Source organism: Deinococcus koreensis (assembly GCF_002901445.1).
GTDB classification, from domain to species: Bacteria; Deinococcota; Deinococci; order Deinococcales; family Deinococcaceae; genus Deinococcus; species Deinococcus koreensis.
On record NZ_PPPD01000004.1, the window covers coordinates 44,992 to 59,268 of the forward strand.

Genomic DNA, 14,277 nt, shown 5'->3' on the forward strand with positions numbered 1-14,277 from the left:
CTAAGGGTGAAGCAGGTGCTCCTCAACTTTCTGGTGGTAAACGACGGGTGGATAGGTCGAATAGAGGTATTCGACCGGTAGTCCGTCCTTGTAGAGGATGACTGTGGGCACACCCATCACCCGGTTGCTCAGCGCCGTCCGCAGTTCGCTGTCAACATCCACCGAACCCACCTGAAGGATTGAAGCATGCAGCTGGGCTAGGTCGCGGATCACAGGCTCCACAACAGCGCAGGGGCGGCAGTCTGCCGACCAGAAGTACACCACCCAGTTTCCGCCAGCCTCCACTCGCTGACTGAACGAGGCGTCGGTCAAGGCCTCAATCTCGTTCATCCGATGGACAGCTTGGTTAGGATCCTTTCACGGTCGATACAGATAGGCCGGCATCCCCATCCCCAGGCCAATTTAGAGGTCGGTGTCAGCACCGAAGATGTCTGCGCCGTCGCTCCAGGGGCAAGCGATATGGGCCAGGTGTTCAACAGCATCAGGAGCATGGCGACCGAAATCTTCTTCATAGTGCCTCCTTTGCAGAATGTTGAGCTGGTATTGACCGTACCAGTCGCTGGGCCTTTGTGGGTGAACTGTTGGCGATTTGTTGGCCGAGTTTCCACTGGATAGACGGGCGAAAGGTCATTCAATCGTTTCCAGCGACTCCCAGCCACTGCGCGGGTGAGGGGAGAGGAAAGCAGAGGAACTCCTCCCGGTGTACCCCCCCTGGCGGCTCCTTGGCCTCCAACCCTCCGCCCCAGCTTTGCTTACCCCTGATCTGTACTTCTGCTTCAGCGCTCGCCTGTCAACGGTGCGGCCTTCTGGCCGCCCCCCTCGCGGGGTCGCCGTTGACAGCACAGGCCCTCCCGAATCCTGGAGGCCGCAGGCCGGAGAACAGGTCGGCGCCCCTCCCTGACCTGTTCTCCGGCGGCTGCCCGTCCGGCGAGGACTCCGCATCTCGCGGTGGTTCAGTGCGCTCTTGACACGGATGCCCGGCCACACGCGGAGGACATGGTCGCTTCGATCCCGGAGGCCACGAACCGGCCTGCCTTGGGGGTACCGGCCGCTGCTGGGGACGTGCCGCGCGAGCCGCCGTCGCCCCCGGACGCACATCCCGCATCCAAAAAACCCGGACACCTGTTGGGTTCGCCGCGTGGCGTGCCCACTCCAGACGGTCGCTGCGGTGGTCATGGATCCGTGTCGTCGCCATCGTCCTGGTCTTCAGTGGCCTGCCGTTCGAACCTCTGAACGAGTAGTGCCTTCATGTTCTCGGCGGCCTGCTCGATGACCCACACGGCCGCCCTCGCCACTGCCGCGAGCATGGCCACCACCGCCCAGACGATCCCCACCCGTTCACCCCCCGTGTGAATCCTCAGTCCAGACTGTCACTGACGGCCCTCCACCCCGTGCTGGTTTTGACCATCTCGGCGGTCATCCCCCGGATGGCCTTGAGACTGGAGAGGCCGGCCAGCCAGTGCGGCGGCACGTTCGGCGCCGGCTCGACGACCGGGGTGATGTGGGCCACCAGCGTCGTCCGGCCGCCGGCCGTCACCGTCCTGTCGGCCAGGGACTTCAGCTCGCCGGAGCGGTACTGCGCCAGACAGAGTTGGCCCCCTCGCACGAACGGCTGCGCCCTGGCGGTGGCATGCAGCACGACCGCCTCGCCGGCCTGCTCGACCTGAACCAGGCCCAGCGACCCCAGATCCACCACTTGCCGGGCCGTCTCCTCATCCACGGGAAGGCGCGCGGCCGGTTCGAGGTGCACATACTGAAGCAGGCAGATGGGTGTCGGCCCGCCCATCCGCTCGCGGACGACCCGGCCCATGGTGGCGTCATCCGGTTCCTGGGGGCCGCACCCACCCAACGCGAGGCTGAGCAGTGGGAGCCGGGCGATCCGTGTCCTTCGCACCGTGCACCTCCAGTCAGTGAACCGTGGCCGGTTCCACGGGCTGCAGGCGCGCCCCACACGACGCCACAGGGGTAGGGGGTCGACCGGCCTGCAGGGCGCAGACGGCCTCGCGTAGATCGTACAGATCATAGACCCCGAGCTCGCGGACGTGCAGCGCCCATCGGAAGATCGGTGTGGGGTAAAAGAGCGCCCCCAGCGGCCCGTTCCTGACCACGTGCGTGAGGTCATCGCCGTGGGTCGTCGCCACGACCTCGGCCTTCACGGACAGGTGCCGCAGGGTCTCGGCCTCCTCCCGGGTCTGCACCTCGTCGATCACGAGGATGTGGCAGCTGTTGTTGGCGATGACCTCCAGCATCACCTCGTGCTGCCGGGCCTTGACCGGCACGAAGTAGCGGTCGCATTCCCCGATGCCAGGGTGCGGAATTCGCCCGTCGCCGGCCACCTCGTTCGACGTGTCCACGACCGTCACGTTGGCGTCCCACTGCTCCCCCAGAAGGCGGGCCACGTCCCGCAGGATGGTGCTTTTCCCCTTGCCCGCCCGTCCCACGATGAGCAGGCTCGGGGCCTGGTGCAGGGAGGGCCGCAGCCACGCCGCCAACCCACTGAAGAACCGCGCCACGCGGATGGTGAAGCCGTCCGTCCCCTTCCCGTCGGCGCTGGGCACCCGGCTGATCCGGTGGCCGGTGCCGTCGATTCCGGCGCGGTTGTCGTCGCGGATCCCGTCGATGCGGCTGCGGAAGTCGGTCAGGTGGTGCTGGTCGACCACGACTCCCGGGTACTTGTGCCAGGTGCCGTGGTGCTTGATCTTGAGGGGCAGGCCAAAGCGCAGCTTGACCTCCTCCGTGTCGTGGATGACGGGCCGGAGCACCTGCCGGATGTCGGTGGGCAGGAGTCTGAGCAGGCGCTCGTAGTCGGCCAGTACGCGGTCTTGACCGTCACCAGTCATGGTGAGCGCCGGGGCAGGAACGGGCCTGGGGCGTCCAGCAGCTCCTCCAGCAGCTCGTTCGTGCGGCGCTGCTCGGCGCGGCCCGTGAGCAGCAGGCGGACATGGGCCGCGTAGGCCAGCACCACGACCAGCAGAACCAGGCCCTTGGGATCAACGAAAGCCACGCTCAGCCCTCCCAGACTGAGCATCAGCAGGAACACCGTGTAGGCGGTGGTGGGTACCGGCAGCCTGTTCGTGCGGGGAACGTCACCCTGCACGACCGGGGCGGTCCCGTCGGAGTCCGTCATGGGGTCACCTTCCTGAGTCGCTCGAACGCTTCGACCTGGGTCAGGACGTTGGCCCCACTCAGGCGGCCCCTGAACCAGCCCAGGAAGCGGTTGATCTCGCCCGGGCTCATGGGCCTGAGGGGCGTGTGGGTCCGCCGGCCCAGCGCGTCCCCCCTCCACCCCTGATCGTCCACGACGACCACCCCTTCCGTGGACGGCACCTGGGCTTCGTAGACCGGCACCCCGGCCAGCGCGAGCGAGAGCATCACGCTCTTCGGCTGGTAGGTGTAGAACGGCACGGACAGCACGCGCACCTGAACCGTGCGGTTGGGGTCGAGCCGGGCGCGCCGGATCGCCTCGGCCAGCACCACATCGGAGAGGCTCGGGGCGAAGATCAGGATGCGGCGCTGCGCCCGCTCCAACGCCAGCAGCAGGTCGTCATAGGGAGCAGCGTGCGCACTCCCCGTCAGGGCCAGCAGGAGGGCGGCCAGGCGCCTCATCGGGAGGGGACGCGCCCCTTGATCGCGTTGCCCAGGTTGGTGGCCGCGCCCCCCAGCACGTTGGTGACGTACCCAGAGAGGGCGAACATCGCCCCGATGGCGAAGATGTAGTAGGCGACGCCGTAGACCACCTGGATGGCGAGGGACACGATGGTGTCCACCAGGCGGCCCACCGTCTGCTTGAACACCTCCAGACTGCTGTTCAGGGTGCGGTTCACAGACTTCCACACGCCCTTGAGCAGGCCGGTGCCACCGTCGGACATGCAGGAGACGGTGGGATCGGCCTCCTGCTGCTGCTCGCAGGCTGTGGTGACGTCGTCCACCGCGCTGTCAAACTGCTCGCCCACGAGCACCGATTGCGTGCCGCTGATCTTGGCGACCACCCCCAGCTCCTGCTCGTACTGCGCCGCCATGCGCGCCGGCTCCACGAACACCTTGTCGATGGACAGATACGTGACCAGGGGCAGGGCGAGGGCGATCATCCAGGCCGACAGAAAGCTGCCGAAGATCATCCACACCACCTTCGTCTGCCCCCACAGCGTGAGGGCCACGCCGATCGGGAACAGGTAAATGCCCAGCAGCACCGCAAGGCCAGAAATGAAGATGATGTTGGCGTAGGCAATGACCAGGCCCTGCATGAACAGCAGGGAGAAGGTGAGTCTCGCCCCGATCTTCTGCATGACCCCACCCGCCTTGGCCGCCGTCGTCTTCAGCACGGCGCCGCGGGCGGCCTTCGTTGAGACCGCCCCGATGGCGCGCAGCTGGGGCGCCGCGAAGGTCGTGGCGGTCACGGCCACCTTGCCCAGGACGCCCACCATGATGGCGCTCGACTCCCGCAGCTTGTCGTCCATAGCCCCGCTGAAGTTCTGGTTGCTCCACCTCACGGCGTTGTCCCAGCTCGTCATGGCCGTGTAACTGACACTCAGGTTGGCGCTGTTGTTGAACGAGACGCTGAGCAAGGCAGCCACGAACGCCACCTGCACGAAGACGCCGCGCTTGCTCGCCCCGTCCCCTCCGGTCACGACGGCCCAGCCCCTGAGCAGGAAGCCAATCAGCGCGATGGTCGTGGCCACGCCCAGCACCACGGCGGGCAGGCCGGCAGCCTTGGCGCGGGCGGCGACCTCGTGTAGCTTCTGGCCCGGATTGCCCAGCGTGAAGTTCTGAAACTGTTCGAACGTGCCGACGCTCCTGGTCACGTAGGTCTGCACGGCTTGGTGCGTGGCGTCGATGTTCGCCTCGACGTCGGCGGCGCCGCCGAACGACAGGCCCAGCAGCAGCGTGAGGGACACCATCACCCCCACCCACTTCACGGCACCACCTCCCCGAAGTCCAGCCCGCCCTCCGTTCCGCTCAGGACAGACTCGGCGTTGGCGTAGGCGCCGGTGATCGCCTTGCCGTATTCGATGGCGGCGTCCAGGTTTTCCTGGGCCAGCGCCTCGAGTTCCTGGTTGACCTCCTCTTCGGCGGACAGCATGTCCTCCTCGCGACTCCGGCGCTCCAGCATCAGCTGGGTGTTGGTCATGACCTGCTGCTGCACCAGCTCGCCCAGCTGGTTGAGCAGGGCCACCGAGAAGGTCGCGTCCTGCTTCATCTGTTCGGCGTCCAGCCTGACCTGCAGTTCGGCCACCTCGCGGGCACTGACCGCCGTGGCCGCATCCCGTGCGAAGGCGTCGGCCCGGCCCTCCTGGCCCGGCACGCCCACCACGGCGGCCGCGCTGGCCAGGGCCGGTGCCGTATTGGCCTCCAGCGCTCCCGCCGCTTCCTCCTGGGCCTTCCTGGCCTTGTAGGCGGCATCCAAGCCCCGGGTGGCGTCCAGAGCGTCCTGAAGCCGCGCCGCGCGGGTGCTCAGAGTCAGGGTGGGATTGGCATTGATGGCCGTCTGCGCAATCCCGCCCGCCGTGTCCCGGGCCGAGCCCTCGTTCACGTCGCGCCGGGACTTCATGATGCTGGCGACCGCGCCGTACATGGTGCGGCGAAACGTGGCGTAATCGCCCCGCAGCGCCTCGCCCAGCTCCTCGGTGGAGGCGTTGAGGGCTCCGACACCCAGATATTCGCCGAGGTGGTTCAGGTAGTCGCTGGCGGAGCGGCCGATGACGTCTTGGGCAAAGCCTGACCAGTCCCCGTTGATGAGGTTGTCCGAGATAAAGAGGTGCATGGCGCGCAGCTGGCAGACCCATCTCAGGTTGTCACCGGTGTCGATGGGCACGCCACCGACCGTATTGACACTGCAGGCCTTATTCAGCAGCCCACCCAGATCCTCCCAGCCGGCCGCCCCTGCCTGACCGGCACCGGCCAGGAGCATCACGCCCAGCACGCGGCGTCTCATGAGTCACCTCCGGACAGCTCGCTCACCAGGGTGCGGACGCCCTGGAGCACGTCCCCTCCCGCCGCTTCGACGTACCTGTCCTTGCGGGCGACCTCGTGGGCATGGCTGTTAAAGAGCCACAGGGCCAGCGTGCTCTCCTCCAGCCGAATAATGTCGCCCGACCGCTCCCCCGAAGGGCGCTCAGCGTTCTCCCCAACCAGCAGCGCGAATTCCGAGTATCGGCCCTGCACGGTGTTCAGTTCCGGTAAGGTGGTGGCCATGACCTGGGGCAGCCCCAGGATCTCGACCACGCCCGGCCGATCCGCCGTGCCGAGCGCCGCCCCTTTCGAGTAGCCCCCAACGAAGAGATGCGAGAAGCTGTCCTTCAAGGCACCGAAGGAGGCCGAGGCGGCCGGATCCTGAGTGGCGATGCCGAGACTGACGCCAAAGCTGCGAAACACCCGCAGCATCTGCAACATGTCCTTCACCTCCTGTTCGGTCTGGATCTGATGTTCGAACTCGTCAATGAAAATGAACTTCTTGACGTGGCGGGGGTAGGTCTTGGCCGTGCTCCACATGACGCTCTTGACGATGTGGTGGGCGACGCGGCGCATCAGCTCATCGTCCTCGGGAATCCCGCAGGTGGTGAGGTAGAGGCGCCTCGCGGTGATGGTGGTGTTGGACTGACAATCCACGAAAGGGGCGATGGGACTTGACCCCAGGGCTTTGCGCAGCCGGATGGCGACACTGCGGGCCGCGTCCAGCACCGGCAGCTCCATGGTCTTGCCCGTGTCCGTGTAGGTGCCGATGGTGCTCAACATGCGCTGCACATCGCTGATCTGCGGCCGGCGCTCCTCGTGCCGGAACTGCTTGTAGGTCGCCAGCATCGCCTCGCTGATCGCCACATCCTCGTAGTCCGCGGCCCTGGCGTCTGCTGGCCGCTCCACGAACAGGCGCGTGAAGGAGATCAGGGCCGAGAGTTTCGTGCCGTCCGGCTCCTCCATGCCTGCGGGCAGGTCGAGAATGTTCCACCGAGTGTCGGACTCGTAGCCGAAGTTGATGATGGCGTGGTCGCTCAGGGCCCTGAAGAAGTACGCGAAATCCTGTTTGGCGTCGGACACCACCAGCACCGAGTCGGGGTATTTCGTCAGGTGGGCGCTGTACAGGCTCAGGGCCAGCACGGTCTTCCCGCTGCCGGAGGGGGCAAAGATGGCGAAGTGGGCCGTCCGGGTACGACTGGTGAACAGGTCGAACTTCACCAGCGACCCGTCGCGGCTCTGGAAGGTGATCGCGCCCTCCTCAAAGCCCTTCCAGGGGGCCACGGGCGGGAACAGGTCAATGAGGTTGGCGGTGTAGGGCTGGAACAGAAAGGCGGACTGGTACCCGCTGAAGGGGGCCAGGGCGAAATACTGGGCCACGGACTGAAAGCCGTAGCTGATGGGCGTGCCGCCCCTCAGCCGGGTGACGTTGCCGCGCGCCACCCGCTTCAGACGTTCCAGCTCGTGTGGGCTGCCCGCGATCAGCACCACGCTGACCCCCGCCTCGAAGCGGCTCTCGACCCCTTCCAGGCGCTGGGCGGCCTCGACCTCGGTCAGCAGGTTGGCCGCCTTGCCGGTGGGGATGACGCCCGGCGCCCGCACCCGCGTCCAGAGGTCGCCCTTTTTCTTCTCCAGCTCGGTGCTGACGTCGTAGTCATTCTCCCGGGTCGCCTCGACCACCACGTAAACCGTGCCGTGCAGGCCATCCGTGAGGTGCTTCAGGTAGCCCGTCTCGGTGTACTCCGGCAGGCGACCCAGGCTCAGCACCTCGACGTACCGGTCGCCCAGGATGGGGCCGGCCGCGTGCAGGTTGTCGATCCGGGTGCAGCCGAGTTGCCGGGTGAGGGTCAGGTGGTCGGGCCGGCCCCGGCGCAGGCTGTGCACGCGGCGCTGGGCCTGCGGAACGAAGGCGGGGGCCACCGGCCAGCCGGGATTGAACCAGGAAAACATCTCGGAAAAGACGTCCTGCTGGCCCATGGGGCGGGCCGCGAAGCCTGCGGCCGTGAGCTGCGCCACCGTGGTGGTCTGCCAGCCCTGCGCGGTCTGGATGGCGTGCTGGAGCTCCTGGGGGCTGGGCGGCTCGTCGATGGTGAACCGCCCGGGGAGGGTCACCGTCGCCGTGGCGAAAAAGCGCCAGTGGGCCACCTCGCCACTCAGGATCTTGTGCTCCAGCAGCTCGGCGCGGGCGAGGGTGAGTGCCCTCAGCACTCCATCTGGACAGCCCTCGGCGGCGCGGCGGGTGTCGAGGATCTCCTCCTCCAGCGCGCCGCGCAGACTGGTGTACGTGCGGAAGGTCTCGCCGTCGGGAACGGCCAGGTCAAAGACACTCTTCAGGGTGCTCTGGCGCCTCACCAGGTCGTCCTCGGTGAAGTGGAGGTGGGAGGGGGGCTCGAAGTACACCCCGTACACGAGTCGCCCGCCCTTGAGGATGACGATGTTCTCGTGCAGATCCCAGTAGTCCAGCTGCGTGTTGAGGTTTTTTCGTCCTGCGCCGCCGTTACTGTTCCCTGGCGTGTGCGGATGGGTGAACACCACGCTTCCTCCTCACGGGCCGCCCGGGCTTGAGCGCTCTGGCCGCGGTGGTCACGGCGGTGCCGACCTGCAGTTCGCGCGTCACCAGCAGGGGCACGGGGTGGTGGTCCACGTCCGGTTCATAGGCATCGATGCCGCCGAACCACCAGTTGACCGCGTGCTCCACGATGCCGGGGGAGGGCAACAGCCGCTTCTTGACGGTGAAGTTGAGCGTCCAGGCCAGGGCCACCATTCCCAGGGTCAGCAGCAGCTTGGGCGGCGGACTGACGAAGAGCTTGGCCGCAAGCATGGTGGAGAGGTAGAACGTGCCTCCGATCACCAGGACGTCGGAGAAGTCGAAATAGGAAATGAACCCGCATCGCCCGCTGGTCATGAAACACCGGTGGCGAAGCGGGCCCTGGCCCTGCCGAACGGCGTCGTGGGTCACTGGTTGTCCCTCCTCAGGCGCAGCCCGCCCCGAAGAGCGTGGTGGAGACGCCGGCAGACACCAGCACGATCACCACGCCGATGATCCCGTTCTTGAAGGACTGGAAGGCATTCATCTCACCGAAAATCTTGCCCCAGCCGAACACCAGCAGCAGCACGCCCCCGGCCACCGCCACCAGGACGGGGCTGCTGAGCACCTTGACCACCCAGCAGCCCAGCGTCTTGAACACGGCTTCCGGGGTGGTGCCCACCGTCGGGGCCCCGCCTGGCGTGCCCTGAGCGACGGCCCGGCCAAGGGTGGTCAGCGCGAGGAGGACGAACGAGGTGGTGTATGCCTGGACGGTCGCGGTCATGCCTGATCCCCCCACGGTGGTGTGCCGGAGGCCGCTCTCGGCCGTCCGATGACCTGACAGTAACATAACTATCAGGAAATTGGCTAGCATGTGGGCATGACCGATCCTCAGCCTGGACATGAGGCCGCCCGCCCTCAGGCCCGCTCCCTCACCTCCCCTGAGGACGCGGCGGAGGGCGCCGCCCCGGGGGAGCGGCCCGCTGGGACGTGCTCCTCCTGGCTGGACGTGAAGCGGCACTTCGAGCCTGGGGTGGCCGGGGCCGGCCTGGGCGAGATCCCCGAGCCGGACAGCGCCGAGTTTCCGCCCTTCCTGGCGACCCTCCACGCCCGGAACCCCCCGCTGGCCCTGGCGCTGGTGGCCGCCACCCGCCGCCTGCGGCAGGGGCTGGATCTGCCCTCGTCGCGCGCGGCCCAGCGCCGGGAACGCAGGCGGGCCACGCGCCGCCTGCTCTTCATGCGCCGGACACCGGAGGGCCGCTGGGTCGCCGACAAGCGCAAGGCGCCCCTCTACGGCATGCTCGGCCTGCTGCTCTCCGGGGCCCTCCTGACGGCGGTGTACGCCCTGCCCCGGCTGGCCGCCGCGCCGGAGATGGCCTCCAGCGCGCAGACCACGCCAGTGGCCCCCGGGAAGCGCACCACACCCACAGGGGCCACACCCACCGCCGAATCCGAGGCCGCCCTGGTGAAGTCCCGCGAGGCCCTGGCCCGCTTCCGTACCCAGCAGGCGGCCCGGAACCCTCAGCCTGCCGCGCCTGTGGGCGGCCCCAGCGGCCCGACGACCCGCACCGGTCGCGAACCCGGCGCCATCACGGGCGGCCTGGTGGGGGGAGCGGCCCGCTCGACGACCACGTTCAAGCCCTTGAGTACGGAGGCCAGTCCGCCCCCCCCACCGGTCGTGCCGGAACGCCGCGTGAGGAGGGCCGACCGACCGCCGCCGGCCCTCTTCACCCCGGTGACCGTCGCCCCCGCGCCGCAACCGCCCACCCCTCCGGCTCCCGCTGCGCCTCCTGGGGGCTCATTCGGCGCCCCACCTGACCCCCGGCCCCTCCCCTGGGCCCCGACCCCGGCACGCCCCACGCGGGCCCCGGCAGCGCGGCCAGTCGCGGCCGCCCGGCCGGCCCCTCCCTCGACCGCTGCGGCCCGGCCCGCGCCTCCAGCCCATGGGGGCGCGGCCTTGACCCGCGCCAGCGAGGCTCCGGACGTCAACGCCGCCTTCGGTGCCCTGCGCGTGATGCCCGCCCCTGGGGATGCCCCGGAGTCGGCCGACAGCCCGCGGTTCACCGGGGGTGCCGAGGCCCCGTCCATGCCAGCCGTCCGCACCCTGTCCTCCAGCACGGTGCGGGACACCATTCCTGTGACCGCGCCTCCACCTCCGGACACCGCAGGGTTTGCCAGTGGCGTGGTGTACGAGCGCGCGCCCCGCCCGGCTGTGGCGGCTGCGGCGGTCGGCTCCGGCGCAGGGGAGACCCTTCCCGCCGAGACGCCGTTCGGCAGTGAGGCCAGCATCCCGGCGTCCACCATCGGTGCGACCGGCCCGTTTGCACCCCTGCAACAGGTGCCGGCCACCCTGATGACCGCCATTCGGACTCCGGGCGGCGGGTCGGTGCCGGTGGTGGCCGTGACCCCGGACGGCGGCTCGTTCGTCGGGCTGGCCACCATCCAGGCCACCCTGGCCCGGGTGGACATGCAGTTCCGGCGGTATGTCGCCGCAGACGGCACCATCTTTGCGATCGACGCCCTGGCGTACTCCCGTGACCCCGGCGGCCTGACCCAGGGTCTCGCGGCCCAGATCCAGGTGGTGGCCCCGACGCTGGCCCTCGACGCGGCGCAGAACAGCGCCAACGCCCTGAACACGTACGTCCAGAACGTCGCGGCGGCGGCCAGGACGCAGGGCACCAGCATCACCCTTGGGGACAACCTGACCCTGTCCGGGCCGTCGGTGGCGACCCTGGCCCAGACCCTGCTCGGCGGCCTCGGCAGCACCTTCCGGATGCCGGAGACCGCCCAGAGCGTCACCCGGATTGCCACGGTCAGGGGCAATGTGCCCCTGATCGTCATTGCGGGCCTGGGCGGGGAGGGCCGCTGATGACGGGCCCCCTGCGCTCGCTGGTGCCGGTGCTGTGGCTGCTGGCTGCGTCCACGGCCTCGGCCTGGGCCCTGCGTCACTTCCTGGTGACCGGCCGCCCCGCTTCGACGCTGACCCTGGGGGCCGCGTGCGCCACAGGTGGGCTGTGGTTCTTCGCCTTCCCGCGGTTCCAGGCCCTGCTGTGGCCGCAGGTCGCCTTGATGGTGGTGGCCGGCGTCCTGGCCCTGGGCGCATTGCTGGTGCCGGTGGCTGGCCGGCTGCTCCCACAGCGTGCATAGCGAAAGATTGACAGACACAGCCCACTGAGAGAAGGCGCTCATGGAGAGCCTTGTATCTTGCTGACTTTCTTCATTATGAGAAGAGGGAGACGGGTGGGGCATCGTTTCTCAGCTCGTGCGAAGGCCTGGTGTGTAGAGCTCATGCAGCACTTGGTCGAACCATTCGGAAGCAAGCCCGGGCACCATCAGCGCAGCTCCCAGAGCCGAACCGACACAGCGACCCTGAGCTTCAATCAGATCCTGTGTGGTCGGCCAAAACGAGACGCGAACGTCGTTCGGGCGCGGTAGGATAACCAGGTCTACGGACGGGCTGCATGACAAGTGGGACGTAGAGGGCGTGTCCTCAGCAAGAGGAAACCCCGGTGTTTCCGCACCGGGGCCACTGAAAGGTGGTGATTCTCTACGAAGCACAAGCAGCATACCACGCAGGGCCGCCGTCGTCTGACGGCTCGACTGGTGACGGCCTGGGCTGGGGCGGTTTCCGCCGTCCTGCTCGCCGTGAAGCTCTTGGTGGAGATCATCAAACTGATCCTCACCTAGCCTGAAGCTCTCGTGCGGCCCATAGCGTTCCCAGCTCGTCCAAAGACAACCCCCGACTGCAAGGCCGGGGGTTACTCACTTCTCCCCCTGGCAAACCCCAGAGATCTTCTGACGTGGTGACAAAAAAGATGGCCGCGTCGAGTGCGCGGCCCGTCGTGCAGATTCATTTCCCAGCCTACTTTCTACTTCTTGTTCGTGATTTTAACGGTCGTCTTGGGGCTGTCCTTGACCTTCTTATCGGTCACGAATCGGCCCGTTCCGGCATCGTGGTTCGTCGTCCTGGTGGACTTCGCACTTCCTTTCGTTGGCATGTTCTCACCTCCCTTCTACGTAAATAACATAAGAAGGGGTTATAGGTCAAGCTCTGGTATCTTCCTTCGCCACAGGGTACTAGATGTGGTAGTACGGCGGCGCGCTCGCTAGGTGCTAACTCTTTTCGTCGCCTTGGTGCTGCCGTATGTAGTCGATCAAGGCTGCTTCGACCACATCGCCCAGGGTCATCCCCTCAAGCCCAGCCAGCCCAGCAGCGGCCCGCTTGAGTTCGGGCCGAATGCGCACGTTGAGCTGCTCGCGGGGAACATCGGTACGCTTCACCGTGCCGTCCTCTTCTCGTCTCCCCTTCCGCTGTGGGGGCAGGGCATAGGCTGCTGGATTCTGAAGAGCGTGCCGTGGATCGCTAGCCGCTTTGGCTGAATCTCCAACCCGCTTCAACTCTGTAGGCGTTGCTAGCACTTCCGGCTCTCCCGTCTTTTCCGGCTCTGCTGCGTAGCTGAAGCGTCCTCCCTTACGGGTCATGCCACCACCTCTCGGGCCACCGCTTGAATGTCCGCCCACGCTTCCCTGGCACGGTCGTCTCGGACATCCCGCACCAGGCCGCCCGCCTCGGCCGCCCGCTCGTGGGCTGCGCATCGCCTCACCACCGCCTCTAAACAGGTCACACCCGCGCCCCTGAGGGCGTCCCGTGCCTCCTGGCCCACCCTGCCCACTGGAGGGGCTTTGGTGATAACCACGCGCACTGCTGCCAGGTCGTCACCGGCCCGCAGTTGCCGCCAAAGGTTCAGTGTGCTTTGAACTTCCAGTCTGGATACGCCACATGGAATGAGTACCTGGTCGAAAGTTCGGGCCAGCTCCAGCAGATCATCGACGGCGGGCCGCCCCTCACTGTCCACTATCAAGAATGCCGCGCCCTTGATTCCCTGTCCTGCCTGCTCTGGGGACAGGACTTCAAAAGGCACCGGTGCCAGCTCCGCCCACTGAAGGCAGGAACGAACCCGCGTGTCCTCGTCCACTAGTGCAACTCGGCCGCGCTCAGCCAGAGCGCCGGCAAGATTGAAAGCTAGAGTAGATTTACCTACTCCCCCCTTCTCGGATGTGACCGCTATACGTTTCATGCTTCAAGCAGCATAAGCTGAGTTGTGCCGGAAGAGACGGTATGCCGGAAGTGCTAGCTATATTGAATTCTCAGCCCTGGAGAGAGTCAATCCTCATGCTGTGAGAATGTGCGTATGTACGCCATGAGCCCGACTACGATGATAAACATCGATATAGCCGCATTCAAATACATAAATCCATCAAGCATACCGACAATATTCGTCAATGGAGAAGCAAAGCGAAATTTAGAGAATGTATTTTCATCTAAGATTCGATTGCCTATAGCCAACACGAAAGTCATTCCTAAAAAATAAAACCCTTTAAGCAGGGCTCTACCTGCATATCCATACCTATATGACATCTCTTGATTATTTTTAATTGATCCCTGTGCGGCTAAAATAAAGCCACCGAAAGCTAAAATTCCGAATGGTATCAATGACGCCCCAACGTCCAAGTTTTCAGGCAGAAAATTTATTTCTTTAATCTTTTTGTCACTTAATTGAAATATAAAATACCACACTACCCAAAAACCCGCAAAACCCGCAAATAAAGTTAATATGGCGGTATAAACCATACCCAAGAAGGGAATAAAATTTCTTACATCTAACAGAGCTTTTCTGGATTTGCCCGATCTATAAATATTTCTACGAAACCAAACACGCATCCGAGTGAGTATCAACATAGAAGATAGTACGTTGACTGAATCGGGATAGTTGCACAACTTGACAGTGTAGGTCGTTTGG

General features: G+C 65.9%; 17 protein-coding genes. 2 read left to right on the forward strand and 15 right to left on the reverse strand.

Features of this window, described 5'->3' with window-relative positions:
- The 12 genes from CVO96_RS19530 to CVO96_RS19575 form a co-directional block, all read right to left on the reverse strand.
- Entirely contained in the window at positions 1 to 330 is a 330-nt protein-coding gene (locus CVO96_RS19530; RefSeq protein WP_103314146.1) for a thioredoxin family protein, read from the reverse strand.
- A complete protein-coding gene (locus CVO96_RS20840; protein ID WP_133161871.1) occupies positions 327 to 512 on the reverse strand; it encodes a hypothetical protein in 186 nt (61 codons plus the stop codon). Before CVO96_RS20840 ends, CVO96_RS19530 begins: the two co-directional genes overlap by 4 nt.
- Positions 513 to 1,172: 660 nt before the next feature.
- On the reverse strand, positions 1,173 to 1,307 hold the full coding sequence (locus CVO96_RS21635; RefSeq protein ID WP_279327027.1) for a hypothetical protein: 135 nt from the start codon (positions 1,305 to 1,307) through the stop codon (positions 1,173 to 1,175).
- 50 nt (positions 1,308 to 1,357) lie between these two features.
- On the reverse strand, positions 1,358 to 1,810 hold the full coding sequence (locus CVO96_RS19535) for a hypothetical protein (RefSeq protein ID WP_133161872.1): 453 nt from the start codon (positions 1,808 to 1,810) through the stop codon (positions 1,358 to 1,360).
- Positions 1,811 to 1,907: 97 nt separating this feature from the next.
- Complete coding sequence (locus CVO96_RS19540; RefSeq protein WP_103314148.1) at positions 1,908 to 2,840, reverse strand: ATP-binding protein; 933 nt, start codon at positions 2,838 to 2,840, stop codon at positions 1,908 to 1,910.
- Positions 2,837 to 3,127 carry a hypothetical protein gene (locus tag CVO96_RS19545; protein WP_103314149.1) on the reverse strand — a complete coding sequence of 97 codons (291 nt, stop codon included), beginning with the start codon at positions 3,125 to 3,127 and terminating at the stop codon, positions 2,837 to 2,839. The genes CVO96_RS19540 and CVO96_RS19545 overlap by 4 nt, the downstream gene beginning before the upstream one ends.
- Positions 3,124 to 3,606, reverse strand: coding sequence for a phospholipase D-like domain-containing protein (locus CVO96_RS19550; protein WP_103314150.1), 483 nt, complete (start codon positions 3,604 to 3,606; stop codon positions 3,124 to 3,126). The genes CVO96_RS19545 and CVO96_RS19550 overlap by 4 nt, the downstream gene beginning before the upstream one ends.
- A complete protein-coding gene (locus CVO96_RS19555; RefSeq protein WP_103314151.1) occupies positions 3,603 to 4,916 on the reverse strand; it encodes a hypothetical protein in 1,314 nt (437 codons plus the stop codon). The genes CVO96_RS19550 and CVO96_RS19555 overlap by 4 nt, the downstream gene beginning before the upstream one ends.
- A complete protein-coding gene (locus CVO96_RS19560) occupies positions 4,913 to 5,932 on the reverse strand; it encodes a hypothetical protein (RefSeq protein WP_133161873.1) in 1,020 nt (339 codons plus the stop codon). Before CVO96_RS19560 ends, CVO96_RS19555 begins: the two co-directional genes overlap by 4 nt.
- Entirely contained in the window at positions 5,929 to 8,481 is a 2,553-nt protein-coding gene (locus CVO96_RS19565; RefSeq protein WP_165795458.1) for a TraC family protein, read from the reverse strand. The genes CVO96_RS19560 and CVO96_RS19565 overlap by 4 nt, the downstream gene beginning before the upstream one ends.
- Complete coding sequence (locus tag CVO96_RS19570) at positions 8,447 to 8,908, reverse strand: hypothetical protein (RefSeq protein WP_133161874.1); 462 nt, start codon at positions 8,906 to 8,908, stop codon at positions 8,447 to 8,449. The genes CVO96_RS19565 and CVO96_RS19570 overlap by 35 nt, the downstream gene beginning before the upstream one ends.
- A 13-nt stretch (positions 8,909 to 8,921) precedes the next feature.
- Positions 8,922 to 9,260: a hypothetical protein gene (locus CVO96_RS19575; protein ID WP_103314155.1), complete on the reverse strand. Its 339-nt coding sequence runs from the start codon at positions 9,258 to 9,260 to the stop codon at positions 8,922 to 8,924.
- Between the two features lie 96 nt (positions 9,261 to 9,356).
- On the opposite strand from CVO96_RS19575, the gene CVO96_RS19580 reads away from it, so the two are divergent.
- Both CVO96_RS19580 and CVO96_RS19585 read left to right on the forward strand, forming a co-directional pair.
- Entirely contained in the window at positions 9,357 to 11,345 is a 1,989-nt protein-coding gene (locus CVO96_RS19580; protein WP_103314156.1) for a hypothetical protein, read from the forward strand.
- On the forward strand, positions 11,345 to 11,623 hold the full coding sequence (locus CVO96_RS19585) for a hypothetical protein (protein ID WP_103314157.1): 279 nt from the start codon (positions 11,345 to 11,347) through the stop codon (positions 11,621 to 11,623). Before CVO96_RS19580 ends, CVO96_RS19585 begins: the two co-directional genes overlap by 1 nt.
- A 966-nt stretch (positions 11,624 to 12,589) precedes the next feature.
- Here the strand turns inward: CVO96_RS19585 and CVO96_RS20845 are convergent.
- The 3 genes from CVO96_RS20845 to CVO96_RS20850 form a co-directional block, all read right to left on the reverse strand.
- A complete protein-coding gene (locus CVO96_RS20845; protein ID WP_133161875.1) occupies positions 12,590 to 12,958 on the reverse strand; it encodes a hypothetical protein in 369 nt (122 codons plus the stop codon).
- Positions 12,955 to 13,554 (reverse strand): ParA family protein, encoded by a 600-nt coding sequence (locus CVO96_RS19595; protein ID WP_103314159.1) that lies wholly within the window; start codon positions 13,552 to 13,554, stop codon positions 12,955 to 12,957. The genes CVO96_RS20845 and CVO96_RS19595 overlap by 4 nt, the downstream gene beginning before the upstream one ends.
- An 86-nt stretch (positions 13,555 to 13,640) precedes the next feature.
- Positions 13,641 to 14,216: a hypothetical protein gene (locus CVO96_RS20850; protein ID WP_133161876.1), complete on the reverse strand. Its 576-nt coding sequence runs from the start codon at positions 14,214 to 14,216 to the stop codon at positions 13,641 to 13,643.
- Positions 14,217 to 14,277: the final 61 nt, after the last annotated feature.